15 protein-coding genes are annotated in these 11,801 nt (G+C 73.3%); 12 read left to right on the top strand and 3 right to left on the bottom strand.

Annotated elements, in window-relative coordinates; all coding sequences use genetic code 11:
* Window positions 1-842 precede the first annotated feature (842 nt).
* The 12 genes from ACY1JF_RS20265 (at window position 843) to ACY1JF_RS20210 (ending at window position 9,060) form a co-directional block, all read left to right on the top strand.
* Window positions 843-2,699, top strand: a complete 1,857-nt coding sequence (locus tag ACY1JF_RS20265; protein ID WP_462706565.1) for a transketolase — start codon at window positions 843-845, stop codon at window positions 2,697-2,699.
* Window positions 2,696-3,622, top strand: coding sequence for a non-homologous end-joining DNA ligase (gene ligD, locus ACY1JF_RS20260; RefSeq protein ID WP_462706564.1), 927 nt, complete (start codon window positions 2,696-2,698; stop codon window positions 3,620-3,622). The genes ACY1JF_RS20265 and ligD overlap by 4 nt, the downstream gene beginning before the upstream one ends.
* A 94-nt stretch (window positions 3,623-3,716) precedes the next feature.
* Window positions 3,717-4,097, top strand: coding sequence for a gas vesicle protein GvpO (locus ACY1JF_RS20255; RefSeq protein WP_462706563.1), 381 nt, complete (start codon window positions 3,717-3,719; stop codon window positions 4,095-4,097).
* Between the two features lie 70 nt (window positions 4,098-4,167).
* Window positions 4,168-4,593: a gas vesicle structural protein GvpA gene (locus ACY1JF_RS20250; protein ID WP_462706562.1), complete on the top strand. Its 426-nt coding sequence runs from the start codon at window positions 4,168-4,170 to the stop codon at window positions 4,591-4,593.
* Entirely contained in the window at window positions 4,590-5,366 is a 777-nt protein-coding gene (locus tag ACY1JF_RS20245) for a GvpL/GvpF family gas vesicle protein (RefSeq protein ID WP_462706561.1), read from the top strand. The genes ACY1JF_RS20250 and ACY1JF_RS20245 overlap by 4 nt, the downstream gene beginning before the upstream one ends.
* Window positions 5,367-5,371: 5 nt before the next feature.
* Window positions 5,372-5,635, top strand: coding sequence for a gas vesicle protein GvpG (locus tag ACY1JF_RS20240; RefSeq protein ID WP_462706560.1), 264 nt, complete (start codon window positions 5,372-5,374; stop codon window positions 5,633-5,635).
* The gene (locus ACY1JF_RS20235; protein WP_462706559.1) at window positions 5,632-6,294 is read left to right on the top strand and encodes a DNA primase; all 663 of its coding nucleotides are present in this window, start codon (window positions 5,632-5,634) and stop codon (window positions 6,292-6,294) included. The genes ACY1JF_RS20240 and ACY1JF_RS20235 overlap by 4 nt, the downstream gene beginning before the upstream one ends.
* Window positions 6,291-7,469 carry an SRPBCC family protein gene (locus ACY1JF_RS20230; RefSeq protein WP_462706558.1) on the top strand — a complete coding sequence of 393 codons (1,179 nt, stop codon included), beginning with the start codon at window positions 6,291-6,293 and terminating at the stop codon, window positions 7,467-7,469. Before ACY1JF_RS20235 ends, ACY1JF_RS20230 begins: the two co-directional genes overlap by 4 nt.
* Window positions 7,466-7,828, top strand: coding sequence for a gas vesicle protein (locus ACY1JF_RS20225; protein ID WP_462706557.1), 363 nt, complete (start codon window positions 7,466-7,468; stop codon window positions 7,826-7,828). Before ACY1JF_RS20230 ends, ACY1JF_RS20225 begins: the two co-directional genes overlap by 4 nt.
* Window positions 7,825-8,595 carry a GvpL/GvpF family gas vesicle protein gene (locus ACY1JF_RS20220; RefSeq protein ID WP_462706556.1) on the top strand — a complete coding sequence of 257 codons (771 nt, stop codon included), beginning with the start codon at window positions 7,825-7,827 and terminating at the stop codon, window positions 8,593-8,595. The genes ACY1JF_RS20225 and ACY1JF_RS20220 overlap by 4 nt, the downstream gene beginning before the upstream one ends.
* Window positions 8,592-8,783, top strand: a complete 192-nt coding sequence (locus ACY1JF_RS20215) for a gas vesicle protein (protein ID WP_462706555.1) — start codon at window positions 8,592-8,594, stop codon at window positions 8,781-8,783. Before ACY1JF_RS20220 ends, ACY1JF_RS20215 begins: the two co-directional genes overlap by 4 nt.
* Window positions 8,776-9,060, top strand: a complete 285-nt coding sequence (locus tag ACY1JF_RS20210) for a gas vesicle protein K (protein WP_462706554.1) — start codon at window positions 8,776-8,778, stop codon at window positions 9,058-9,060. The genes ACY1JF_RS20215 and ACY1JF_RS20210 overlap by 8 nt, the downstream gene beginning before the upstream one ends.
* 48 nt (window positions 9,061-9,108) lie before the next feature.
* On the opposite strand, the gene ACY1JF_RS20205 is transcribed toward ACY1JF_RS20210, so the two are convergent.
* From ACY1JF_RS20205 to ACY1JF_RS20195, 3 genes are all read right to left on the bottom strand, one after another.
* Window positions 9,109-9,279 carry a hydrophobic protein gene (locus ACY1JF_RS20205; RefSeq protein WP_462706553.1) on the bottom strand — a complete coding sequence of 57 codons (171 nt, stop codon included), beginning with the start codon at window positions 9,277-9,279 and terminating at the stop codon, window positions 9,109-9,111.
* 42 nt (window positions 9,280-9,321) lie between these two features.
* Window positions 9,322-10,143: a class I SAM-dependent methyltransferase gene (locus tag ACY1JF_RS20200; RefSeq protein ID WP_462706552.1), complete on the bottom strand. Its 822-nt coding sequence runs from the start codon at window positions 10,141-10,143 to the stop codon at window positions 9,322-9,324.
* A 96-nt stretch (window positions 10,144-10,239) separates the two neighbouring features.
* The gene (locus ACY1JF_RS20195) at window positions 10,240-11,727 is read right to left on the bottom strand and encodes a phosphatase PAP2 family protein (protein WP_462706551.1); all 1,488 of its coding nucleotides are present in this window, start codon (window positions 11,725-11,727) and stop codon (window positions 10,240-10,242) included.
* Between the last annotated feature and the right edge of the window lie 74 nt (window positions 11,728-11,801).

Below are 11,801 nucleotides of genomic sequence, written 5' to 3'. Positions count from 1 at the left end.
CGCGGACCCCGGCCGCACCGGCCCCGGGGCCGCGCACCGCGCCGACCCCGGAGAAGAGAAGCGTGATCCGTCCCACGGCCCGCCGGCGGGGTCCCCGGGGCTGCCCGGGGAACGCGGGTGGCCGTCGGCCGGCCCCCGCCTCCGGGCGCCGGGCCCGCCCGAGGGATCCGCCCGCGGTGACGCGGCGGCCGCCCCCGGCCGGGACGGCCCCGAGGACCGCTTCCCGAGGCCCGCGCGGCGCACCCGGCGGCACGGCAAGGCGCGTGCGCGGAGCGTCACCGCGTCGCCCGGCGGCGGGAGCGAAGTGCGTACCGGCGCCGGGCCCTGGGGTCCGTCAGGGGACCCGGGCGGCGCCGTGGCCGCCGCCGGCCCGCTCGGCGTGCCGCTGTCTGGCCCGGCGGCGGCCACGGTCACGGTCACGGACACGCCCGCCGCGGTCGGTGGCACCGATGGAACAGTCAGGCCAGTGAGGTGAGCGAGGTGCGTCGGATGAGCGCGGCGAGCGGGCCGGGGAACGATCCGGCCCAGCGCCGGCCGGGCGGCGAACCGGTCATGGGCCGGCCGGGCCGTGAACCGGCCCAAGGCCCGTCGGGCCGTGAACCGGCCCAGGGACAGCCCGGCGGTGGGCCGGCCGAGGAGCAGCCCGGCGGTGAGCCTGCCAAGAGTCACCCCGGCGGTGAGCCTGCCAAGAGTCACCCCGGCGGCGAGCCCGCCAAGGGCCGCCCCGGTGCCGCCCGGTCCGCCGATGGTGTCGGACCCCCGCCGGACCAGCCGCCCCCCGGCCCCGGCGTGGCCCCCGGCCCCGTCGGACGCGCCGATGACGACCTTCCGGAAGGAGACGCATGAACACCGAGGAACTCGTCGAACTGGGACAGCAGTTGCGCGTCGACAGCGTGCGCGCGGCCGACGCCGCGGGCTCGGGACACCCCACGTCCTCGATGTCCGCCGCCGACCTGATGGCCGTACTGCTGGCCAACCACCTGCGCTACGACTTCGAGCGCCCCGCCCACCCGGGCAACGACCGCTTCGTCCTCTCCAAGGGACACGCCTCCCCCCTCCTCTACGCCGCCTACAAGGCGGCCGGCGTCATCGACGACGAGGAACTGCGCACCTTCCGCAAGCTGGGCAGCCGCCTGGAGGGACACCCCACGCCGCGGCGGCTGCCCTGGGTCGAGACCGCCACCGGCTCGCTCGGCCAGGGGCTGCCCGTCGGCGTCGGCATCGCGCTGGCCGGAGCGCGCCTGGACCGCACCGGTTACCGCGTGTGGGTGCTGTGCGGGGACAGCGAGCTGGCCGAGGGGTCCGTCTGGGAGGCGGCCGAGCACGCCGGGTACGAGCGGCTCGACAACCTGACCGTGATCGTCGACGTCAACCGGCTCGGCCAGCGCGGCGCGACCCGGCACGGCCACGACCTGGACGCCTACGCCCGCCGCTTCCGCGCCTTCGACTGGCACACGGTCGAGGTCGACGGCCATGACGTGGACGCCGTCGACCGGGCCTACGGGGAGGCGCTGTCCACCCGCGGCCAGCCCACCGCGATCATCGCCCGCACCCTCAAGGGCAAGGGCGTCGCGGCCACCGAGGACCGCGAGGGGCTGCACGGCAAGCCGGTCAAGGACGCCGCCGAGGCCATCGACGAGCTGGGCGGACCGCGCTCCCTGACCGTCCGCGTCCAGGAGCCCGTCGCCGGATCCGCGCAGGCGCCCCGCCCGGACGGCACCGGGCGGCTGGAGCTGCCGCGCTGGGAGAAGGGCGAGCAGGTGGCCACCCGGGACGCCTTCGGACAGGCGGTGACCGCGCTGGGCACCGCCCGCGGCGACGTCGTCGTGCTGGACGGCGAGGTGGGCGACTCCACCCGCGCGGAGCTGTTCGCCAAGGAGCACCCCGACCGCTACTTCGAGTGCTACATCGCCGAACAGCAGCTGGTCGCCACGGCCGTCGGCATGGCCGCGCGCGGCAGGCTGCCGTACGCCTCCACCTTCGCGGCGTTCCTCACCCGCGCCCACGACTTCATCCGCATGGCCTCCATCAGCGGCTCCGGGATCGTCCTGAACGGCTCCCACGCGGGCACCGCCATCGGCCAGGACGGGCCGAGCCAGATGGGCCTGGAGGACCTGGCGATGATGCGGGCCGTGCACGGCTCGACCGTGCTGTACCCGTGCGACGCCAACCAGACCGCGCGCCTGGTCGCCGAGGCGGCCGGCCTGGAAGGCATCCGCTATCTGCGGACCTCGCGCGGCGCCGGCGAGGTGATCTACGGGCCGGACGAGGAGTTCCCCGTCGGCGGCAGCAAGGTGCTGCGCTCGGCCGGCGAGCGGGACCGGCTCACGCTGGTCGCGGCGGGCGTCACCGTGTCCGAGGCGCTGGCCGCCGCCGACGCCCTGGCCCAAGAGGGCATCGCGGCCCGGGTGATCGACCTGTACTCGGTCAAGCCGGTGGACCGGGACACCCTGCGCCGGGCGGCGGAGGAGACCGGCTGTCTGGTCACCGTCGAGGACCACCACCCCGAGGGCGGCCTCGGCGACGCGGTCGCGGAGGCGTTCGCCGACGGCGGCCCCGTGCCCCGGCTGGTCCGGCTCGCGGTGCGTACGATGCCGGGCTCGGCCGCGCCGGAGGAGCAGCTGCACGCGTCCGGCATCGACGCCGAGTCGATCGCCGCGGCCGGCCGGCTGCTGGTGGAGCAGGCGATGGTGCCGTGAGCCCAGCCGCCGCACGGAAGGTGCGGGCCGGCCGCGGCACCGTCGAGGTGCACCGGCCGGACAAGGTCCTCTTCCCGGCGGAGAAGGCCGTCGACCAGGTCACCAAGGGCGACCTGGTCGACTACTACCGGGCCGTCGCCCCGTATCTGCTGCCGCACCTGCGGGGCCGCCCGCTGATGCTGGAGCGGCACCCGGACGGCATCGACGGCCCGGTGTTCATGCAGAAGAACACCCCGGCGCACTACCCGGACCGGATCACCCGCGTGGAGCTGCCCAAGGAGGGCGGCACGGTCTGCCACACCGTCTGCGACGACACCGCCACCCTCCTCTACCTGGCCGACCAGGCGGCCCTCACCCTGCACCGCTGGCTGTCCCGCGCCGACCGCCCGCACCACCCCGACCGCATGGTCTTCGACCTCGACCCGGGCGTCGACGACTTCGAGACCGTCCGGGAGGCGGCCGTGCTGCTGGGCGAGCTGCTCGACGCGCTGCGCCTGCCGTCGGCGCTGATGACCACCGGCTCCCGGGGCCTGCACGTGGTCGTGCCGCTGCGCGGGCGGCCGGACTTCGACGAGGTGCGGGAGTTCGCCCGCGACGTCGCCGAGACCCTCGCCGCCGCCCACCCCGCCCGGCTCACCACCGCCGCCCGCAAGAAGGACCGCGGCGACCGGCTCTACCTCGACGTCCAGCGCAACGCCTACGCGCAGACCGCCGTCGCCCCCTACACCGTGCGGGCCAGGCCGGGCGCCCCCGTGGCCACCCCCCTCAGCCGGGACCAGTTGGACGACCCCGCGCTGTACGCCCGCCGCTGGACCGTCGCGGACGCGGTCGAGCAGGCCCGGACCGAGCCGTGGGGCGACCTCATGAGCCGCGCCCGGGCCCTGGGGCCGGCCCGGCGGCGGCTGGCGGCCCTGCGCGGCTGACCCGTTCGGCCCGCTTCCGGTTGCGCGCGGCAGACCGGTGTGCTCGTAAAGGTTTGGCGAACACTCTTGCGGCCACACGGAGGGGGAGGTGGCCATGTCGAACACAAAGAACACGTCCGATTCGCAATCCACACAACAGAGTTCACAGGATTCACAGGGTGCACAGAAGTCCCGGGAGACACAGAGTTCCGGCGCGTCACGTCGGCCCCGCCCGATGGAGGTGCTGCGCGAGGCCCGCGCACAGCTCGCGGAGCTGACCGGCATGACCGCCGAGTCCGTGTCGTCCTTCGAACAGACGGAGGAGGGCTGGGCCCTGGAGGTCGAGGTGCTCGAACTGGAGCGCGTCCCCGACACGATGAGCCTGATGGCGAGCTACCAGGTGGAACTGGACGCCGACGGGCAGCTCACCGGCTACCGCCGGGTCCGCCGCTATGAGCGCGGACGGTCCGACGCACGCAGGTCCGGCGGCCACTAGGCCGGACCCGCGCCGGGACCACCACACCACACAACACCACACCCACGGACCCGAGGAGGGATCAGCGGGCATGACAGTCGTACCGGCACAGCAGACCGGCGGCGGAGGCGGCAGCAGCGGCCTCTACGACGTACTCGAACTCGTTCTGGACAGGGGACTCGTCATCGACGCGTTCGTGCGCGTGTCCCTGGTCGGCATCGAGATCCTCAAGATCGACGTCAGGGTCGTCGTCGCCAGCGTCGACACCTACCTGCGCTTCGCCGAGGCGTGCAACCGCCTCGACCTGGAGGCCGGTCCGCGCAAGAACCCGGGCCTGCCCGACCTGGTCGGGACCATGACCGAGTCCGGTGCGCGCGGCAAGTCCAAGGGGGCGCTGTCCGGCGCCGCCGAGACCATCTCGGAGGCGTTCAAGCAGGCCCGGGGAGAGAACGAGGCCGAGTCCCGTCCGCGCGCCCGCAGGTCGACGTCATCGCGCCGTAAGGAGGAGCAGGAGTGAGCACGTACGTCTACGGCATCACCGCGAGCGGGCACCCCTCGCTCCCGGAGGACCTGGCCGGCGTCGGGGACCCGCCGCGCACGGTGCGGGTGCTGACCGAGGGCGACCTGGCGGCCGTCGTCAGCGACGCCCCCGAGGGGCTGCGGCCCAAGCGCAAGGACCTGCTCGCCCACCAGAACGTGCTCGCCGAGGCGGGCGCGGCCGGCTGCGTGCTGCCCATGCGGTTCGGCAGCGTCGCCCCCGACGACAAGACGGTCACCGGCGTGCTCGCCGAACGCGCCGAGCACTACAAGGAACGGCTGCGCGCCCTGGACAACCGGGTCGAGTACAACATCAAGGCCAACCACGTGGAAGAGGCCGTACTGCACCACGTGATGGCCACCAGCCCCGAGATCCGCGCGCTGGCCGAGGCCAACCGGAAGGCCGGCGGCGGGAGTTACGAGAGCAAGATCCAGCTCGGCGAGATGGTCGCCGCGGCCGTCCAGGCCCGGGAGGCCGAGGACGCCGCCGCGCTCCAGCGCCTCCTGGAGCCCGAGGCCGACGCGGTCAGCGTCGGACCCGAGTCCACGGGCTGGCTGGCCAACGTGTCGTTCCTGGTGGACCAGGAGCGGGCCGAGGCCTTCCTGGCGGCCGTGGAGCGCGCCCGCCAGGAACTGCCGCACCTGGAGGTGCGGATCAACGGGCCGCTGCCGCCGTACAGCTTCGTGGAGCCCGGCCCCGCCGAGCCGGCGGGCACCGCGGCGGGCGGCGGGGCCGACACCGGAGCGGGGTGACGGCCATGGGCCTGATCTCGGAGGTGCTGCTGCTGCCGTTCGCTCCGGCGCGCGGCAGCGCCTGGGCCATCAGACAGGTGCTCAAGGAAGCCGAACGGATCTACTACGACCCGGCCACCGTGCGGGCCGAACTGGCCCGCCTGGAGGAGCGGCTGGAGGCCGGTGAGATCACGGAGGAGGAGTTCGACCGGCAGGAGGACGAACTCCTGGACCGGCTGGAGATCGCTTCGCGCCACAGCGCGGGAACGGGCAACGGGACGACACCATGAATCGAGTGGGACTCGGCCTCGCGGTAGGGGCCGGTTATCTGCTGGGACGCACGAAGAAACTGAAGGTCGCGATCGCTGTGGGCACGGCGGTGGCGGGCAAGCGGCTCAACCTCACCCCGCGCGGCATCGCGGACCTGGTCTCCACCCAGCTCCAGAACAACCCGCAGTTCAAGGAGATCGGCGACCAGCTGCGGCAGGACCTGCGGGGTGTCGGCAAGGCGGCCACGGGCGCGCTGGTCGAGCGGCAGATCAACGGGCTCGCCGACCGGCTGCACGGCCGTACCTCCCAGGTGCGCGACCAGCTGTCGGGCGTCACCTCCCGCGTGCCCGGCGCGGACACCGACGACGACCGTGACGACGAGTACGACCGTGACGACGAGTACGACGGTGACGGCTCGTACGACGGTGACGACGCGTACGACGACGACGGCCGCGAGGCGCGCGGCGACGCCGGCGAGGCGGCGCCGAAGGCCGCGAAGAAGGCGCCCGCGCCGGCGAAGAGGGCCGCCGCGAAGAAGACCGCCGCCAAGAAGGCCACGGCGAAGAAGACCGCGGCCGGGAAGAGCGCGGCGAAGCGGACGCAGTCGGCGACGAAGTCGGCCCGGGGCGCCGCCCGAGGCACCCGGGCCCGGCTGCCGAAGGGAGGCGGTGAGCGATGACCGGGCCCCTGGGATCCGCGGCTTCCAAGGCGGGCGGCGCGGCGAAGAACAACCCGCTGACCGACCTGGCCCGCAGCGAGGCCGCCGACCGGCTCAAGGAGGAGGTGCAGCAGTACCTCGCCGCCCAGGCCACCCGCATGCTGGTCGGCGTCGGCCGCAAGCTCGGTGAGACCACCGTCAAGCTGAACGACATCGCCGACGGCAACAGCCCCGGCTTCGCCAAGCTCGCCCTCGACGGCGGTCGCAAGCTCGCCCAGGGCAAGAGCCCGATGCGCGCCGCGATGGAGGTCGGCGCCGGCCGGCTGAAGGACAACGTGGTCGGCGCGGTCAAGAACCTCGGCGGCGGCAAGGGCAAGCGCAAGGGCGGCGCAGGCCAGAAGCCGACGGTCATCATCGAGTACGTCGACGTCGGCGTGCCGCTGCGCACCGCCTACGACCAGTGGACCCGGTACCAGGACTTCAGCACCTTCGCCAAGGGCGTCAAGAGCGCGGACCGCGCCGACGACACCACCAGCGACTGGCAGCTGAAGGTCTTCTGGTCCAACCGCGGCTGGAAGGCGAAGACCACCGAACAGGTGCCGGACGACCGGATCTCCTGGACCTCCGAGGGCGCCAAGGGCACCACGAAGGGCGTCGTCTCCTTCCACCGCCTCGCCGAGAACCTCACCCGGGTCCTGGTGGTCGTCGAGTACTACCCCAAGGGCCTGTTCGAGAAGACCGGCAACATCTGGCGGGCCCAGGGCCGCCGCCTGAGGCTCGACCTGAAGAACTACGTCCGCTTCATCACGCTCAAGGGCGAGGCGGAGGAGGGCTGGCGCGGGGAGATCCGCGACGGCGAGGTCGTCCGCAGCCACGAGGACGCGGTCGCCGAGGAGGAACGGGAGCAGGAGCAGGAGGAGCAGCAGGAGGAGGACCGGCAGGAGGGGGAGAGCCGAGGGGAAGGCGGGGAACCCGGGGAAGCGGCCCGGTACGACGAGGACGACGAAGAGGAGGGCGACCAGTACGACGAGTACGACGAGTACGAGGAAGAGCCCGAATCCGGAACCGAGGACGAGTACCCCGAAGACGCCGAGGACGCCGAGGACGAGTACGAGGACGAGGCCGGGGACAGGGGCGACCAGGACGACGCGTACTCGGAGGAAGACGAGTACGCCGAGCACGGGAGCCGTAGATGACGACACCCAGCCGTATGCCCGAACCCTTCGGCCAGGGGCAGAGCGCCAATCTCGCGGACATCCTGGAGCGGGTGCTGGACAAGGGTGTCGTCATCGCGGGCGACATCCGCATCAACCTGCTCGACATCGAGCTGCTCACCATCAAGCTGCGGCTCATCGTCGCCTCCGTCGACAAGGCCAAGGAAATGGGCATCGACTGGTGGGAGAGCGACCCGGCGCTCTCCTCGAACGCCAAGCACAAGGAACTCGTCCGGGAGAACCAGGAACTGCGCGAGCGGCTCGCCGAGCTGGAGTCGGGCCGCACCGCGCTGGAGCGGGGCGAGCAGGGCCGCGCCCGTGAGGAGGAGGAAGCCCCATGAGCGGACTGCGGTACGTCTACGCCGTCTGCCGTCCCTTCGACGCGGCCCTCCAGTCGCAGCTGACCGGGGTGGCGGGCGATCCGCCCAGAACGCTGCGCCACCACGGTCTGGTCGCCGTCGTCAGCCATGTCCCCGAGGCCGACTTCACCGAGGAGTCGCTCAAGGCCCACCTGGAGGACCTGGACTGGCTGGCGGCGACCGCCCGCGCCCATCAGCAGGTGATCGACGCGCTCACCGTCGTCACCACGCCGCTGCCGCTCCGGCTGGCCACGGTCTTCCGGGACGACAGCGGCGTCCGCGTGATGATGGAGGAGCGCGAGCGGGACTTCCTGCGCACCCTCGAACGGCTGGACGGCCGGGTCGAGTGGGGGGTCAAGGTGTACATCGAAGGAGGCGGGCAGGGCGCCGCCCAGGAACCGCCCGGCAAGCCCGTCTCGGGCCGGGACTACCTGATGCGACGGCGCATGCGGACCCGGGCCAGTGAGGACCTGTGGCAGCGGGCGGAGGAGTTCGCCGGCCGGCTGCACGGGACGCTGTCCGACCGGGCCGACGACACCCGGCTGCACGCGCCGCAGAATCCCCAGCTTTCCGGTGCCGCCGGACGGAACGTGCTCAACGCCGCTTATCTGGTGCGGCGCGATCTCTCCGAGGAATTCGTGGAGCTGGTCGACCGGACAAAGGACGAGACTCCGGGAATTCGGGTGGAACTCACCGGTCCGTGGGCCGCCTATTCGTTCGCCGGGGAAAACGCCGGGGAGGCTTCATGACCGTCGTGGAACGCCGGGAGATAGCCCTGGTCGACCTGCTCGACCGGCTGCTGGCCGGCGGGGTCGTGATCACCGGGGACCTCACGCTGCGCATCGCCGACGTGGACCTGGTCCGCATCGACCTGAACGCGCTGATCAGCTCCGTCAACGCCAACGTCCCCTCGCCCTGGGAGGACCGGCATGAGTGAGCGCGGGGGCCGGATCGAGTTCCAGCCCGACACCGTCGAACGCGACCTGATCAAACTGGTGCTGACCGTGGTCGAACTGCTGCGCCAGCTCATGGAGCGCCAGGCGCTGCGCCGCTTCGACCAGGGCGATCTCACCGAGGACCAGGAGGAGCGCATCGGGCTCACCCTGATGCTGCTCGACGACCGCATGACCGAGCTGCGGGAGCGGTACGGACTGCGGCCCGAGGACCTGAATCTGGACCTCGGGCCGCTGGGACCGCTGCTGCCCCGGGAGTGAACCTCCCGGGGCAGCGGCCTCACCCTCGTCTTCGGGGTCTGTACCTGGTCACCATCGGTACCAGCGACTCCGGCCGCCCCCGGCGTTGGTGCCGCGGACCAGGAAGCCCAGCAGCCACAGTACGAGGACGACCAGGGCGACCCACCAGAGCACCTTCAGAGCGAATCCGGCGCCGAAAAGGATGAGCGCGAGCAACAGTACGAGCAGAAGTGGAACCATGATTATTACCTCCTGCCGTACTGATGTCCCGGAAATCGTCGATCAGGCTTCTTTCCGGCAGAGAATTTCTCCGTGCAGAACCCCGAACCAGCCGTCTCCCTTTTCTCCCCAATCGCGCCAGGCCGCAGAAACGGCCCGCAGTTCCTCCGCCGTGGCGTGGCCGCCCCCGGTGGCCCGCTCGGCGTACGCCGACTGCTCGGTGCGGTCCGCCCACAGGCCGCTCCACCAGGCCCGCTCCTCGGGCGTGCTGAAGGTCCAGGTGCCGCAGGTGGCGGTGGTGTCGGTGAACCCCGCCGCCAGCGCCCACGCCTTCAGCCGCCGCCCGGCGTCCGGCTCGCCGCCGTTGGCCCGGGCCACCCGCCGGTACAGGTCGAGCCAGTCGTCCATCCCCGCCGACGCCGGGTACCAGGTCATGGCGCCGTAGTCCACGTCGCGGACGGCGACGAAACCGCCCGGTCTCGTCACCCGCCGCATCTCGCGCAGCGCCCGCACCGGGTCGCCCACGTGCTGGAGCACCTGGTGGGCGTGGACCACGCAGAAGGTGTCGTCGGGGTACTCCAGGGCGTGCACGTCCGCCGCCGCGAAGTCGATGTTCGTCAGGCCCCGGCCGGCGGCCGTCGCGCGGGCCCGGTCCAGGATCTCCGGGGCCCGGTCGACGCCGGTGACGTGGCCGTCCGGGACCAGCGCCGCGAGGTCCGCGGTGATGGTGCCCGGACCGCACCCGACGTCCAGGATCCTCATGTGCGGCTTCAGGGAGCCGAGCAGGTACCCGGCGGAGTTGGCGGCGGTGCGCCAGGTGTGCGAGCGGAGCACGGACTCGTGGTGCCCGTGCGTGTAGACGGCGGTCTCCCGCGGCTTCGGCATGGCTGATCCCCTCTCAGGCGGCTGGGACCACCGTACGCCCGCAGATCACATGATGAGACCCTTTGTTTCGCCATGTGAGATGACGGTCTGTCGGGCCTATGTCAGCGGCCGGTACACCGTGAGCGCCTCGGGCAGCTTCTCCACCGTCACGTCGCCCTCGGTCTCGGTGACCTCGCCGTCGTACGCCAGCAGCGTGCCCGGTGCCACCCCGGCCAGCCGCAGCCGCCCCACCCGTACCGCCGCGTGGGCGGGGGAGCGGGTCAGCGGACCGGCGAAGGCGGCGGACAGCAGCCGCAGCGCGGGCCGGCTGCCGCCGTGCACCACCCGTACGTCGAGCCGGCCGTCCGCCAGGTCGAGGCGGCGGCCCGGTGCCAGACCCATGCGGTGGTACGTGCCGTTGCCCGCGAACAGCAGCCACAGCGGCCGGGTGCGGCCCCCGACCTCGGCGCACAGCGGGTGCCGGTCGGCACGCAGCACCCGTACGGCCGCCAGCAGCCCGGCCGGCCAGCCGCCGATCCGGTGCGAGAAGCGCTCCCGCTCGCGCACCAGCTCCGGATACACCCCGAGGCTGAAGGTGTTCAGGAAGATCCCGTCGACCCGCCCGGAGGTGAACCGGCCCACGTCCACCCGCACCCCCTCGCCCCGCTCCAGCGCCCGGCACAGCGCCCGGACGTCCTCCACGCCCAGGTCGTAGGCGAAGTGGTTCAGCGTGCCGCCGGGCAGCACCGCCAGCGGCAGCCCGTGCCGCAGGGCGACCGAGGCCGCCGCGTTCACCGTGCCGTCGCCGCCGCACACGCCGAGCACCCGGGCCCGGCCCGCGGCCTTCTCCAACGCGTCGACGACCTCGGCGGGTTCGGCTTCCACGACCTCGGCCAGCGGCAGCGCGTCGCACAGCGCCCGCACCCGCTCCGAGGTGCCCGAGCCGAGGTTGGCCACCATCACCAGGCCCTCGCCGCCGGACAGCGCCGGCACCTGGGCGAGCGGCCGGGCCGGCGGCACCAGCTGGGCCCGGGTGGGGACCAGCCCCCGCACCGCGAAGGCGGCCCCCACCCCGAGCGCCGCCCCCACCAGCACGTCACTGGGGAAGTGGACGCCGGTGTAGACCCGGGAAGCGGCGACCGCCGCCGCCACCGGCGCCACGGCCGCGCCCCACGCCGGGGACTCCAGCGCCACCCCGGTGGCGAACGCGGCGGCCGAGGCGGCGTGGCCGGACGGGAACGAGGTGGTGATCGGCTGCCGCTTCAGCTGCCGCACCAGCGGCACCGGGTCGAGGGCCGGTCTCGGGCGGCGGACCGAGCGCTTGCCGAGGGTGTTGATGGTCAGCGAGGCCAGGCCCAGCGAGGCGAGGCCGCGCACGGCGGCCCGGCGGGCCCGCGGGGTCCGGGACGCGGCCACCGCCGCGGCGGCGGCGAACCACAGCACACCGTGGTTGGCGCTGCGGCTCAGCCGGGGCAGCACCCGGTCACCGCCGGGCCAGTGCCGGGCGGCCACCGCCTCGAACAGGCGGTGGTCCAGGTCGAGGAAGCCCTGCCGGACGGGGTGCGGGCCGGGCAGCGGGACGGTGAGGTCTACGTCGGGGCTCATGCCTCCCGCCTACCCGCCGGGCGGCCTTTCCAGCGGGCCGCGGGCCGCGGGCCGTGGCCCGCGGTCGGTGGTCT

Source organism: Streptomyces sp. SYSU D01066-1, assembly GCF_054956795.1.
The sequence above is the reverse complement of the archived record's forward strand: the minus strand, read 5'-3'. Positions and strand labels throughout refer to the sequence as shown.

Excerpts from the sequence above, each read along its gene's own strand:
- ACY1JF_RS20230 (WP_462706558.1), top strand. The coding sequence starts at position 6,291 with ATGACCGGGCCCCTGGGATCCGCGGCTTCCAAGGCGGGCGGCGCGGCG.
- ACY1JF_RS20250 (WP_462706562.1), top strand. The coding sequence starts at position 4,168 with ATGACAGTCGTACCGGCACAGCAGACCGGCGGCGGAGGCGGCAGCAGC.
- ACY1JF_RS20205 (WP_462706553.1), bottom strand. The coding sequence starts at position 9,279 with ATGGTTCCACTTCTGCTCGTACTGTTGCTCGCGCTCATCCTTTTCGGC.
- ACY1JF_RS20265 (WP_462706565.1), top strand. The coding sequence starts at position 843 with ATGAACACCGAGGAACTCGTCGAACTGGGACAGCAGTTGCGCGTCGAC.
- ACY1JF_RS20220 (WP_462706556.1), top strand. The coding sequence starts at position 7,825 with ATGAGCGGACTGCGGTACGTCTACGCCGTCTGCCGTCCCTTCGACGCG.
- ACY1JF_RS20225 (WP_462706557.1), top strand. The coding sequence starts at position 7,466 with ATGACGACACCCAGCCGTATGCCCGAACCCTTCGGCCAGGGGCAGAGC.
- ACY1JF_RS20195 (WP_462706551.1), bottom strand. The coding sequence starts at position 11,727 with ATGAGCCCCGACGTAGACCTCACCGTCCCGCTGCCCGGCCCGCACCCC.
- ACY1JF_RS20235 (WP_462706559.1), top strand. The coding sequence starts at position 5,632 with ATGAATCGAGTGGGACTCGGCCTCGCGGTAGGGGCCGGTTATCTGCTG.
- ACY1JF_RS20210 (WP_462706554.1), top strand. The coding sequence starts at position 8,776 with ATGAGTGAGCGCGGGGGCCGGATCGAGTTCCAGCCCGACACCGTCGAA.
- ACY1JF_RS20215 (WP_462706555.1), top strand. The coding sequence starts at position 8,592 with ATGACCGTCGTGGAACGCCGGGAGATAGCCCTGGTCGACCTGCTCGAC.
- ACY1JF_RS20255 (WP_462706563.1), top strand. The coding sequence starts at position 3,717 with ATGTCGAACACAAAGAACACGTCCGATTCGCAATCCACACAACAGAGT.
- ACY1JF_RS20240 (WP_462706560.1), top strand. The coding sequence starts at position 5,372 with ATGGGCCTGATCTCGGAGGTGCTGCTGCTGCCGTTCGCTCCGGCGCGC.
- ACY1JF_RS20200 (WP_462706552.1), bottom strand. The coding sequence starts at position 10,143 with ATGCCGAAGCCGCGGGAGACCGCCGTCTACACGCACGGGCACCACGAG.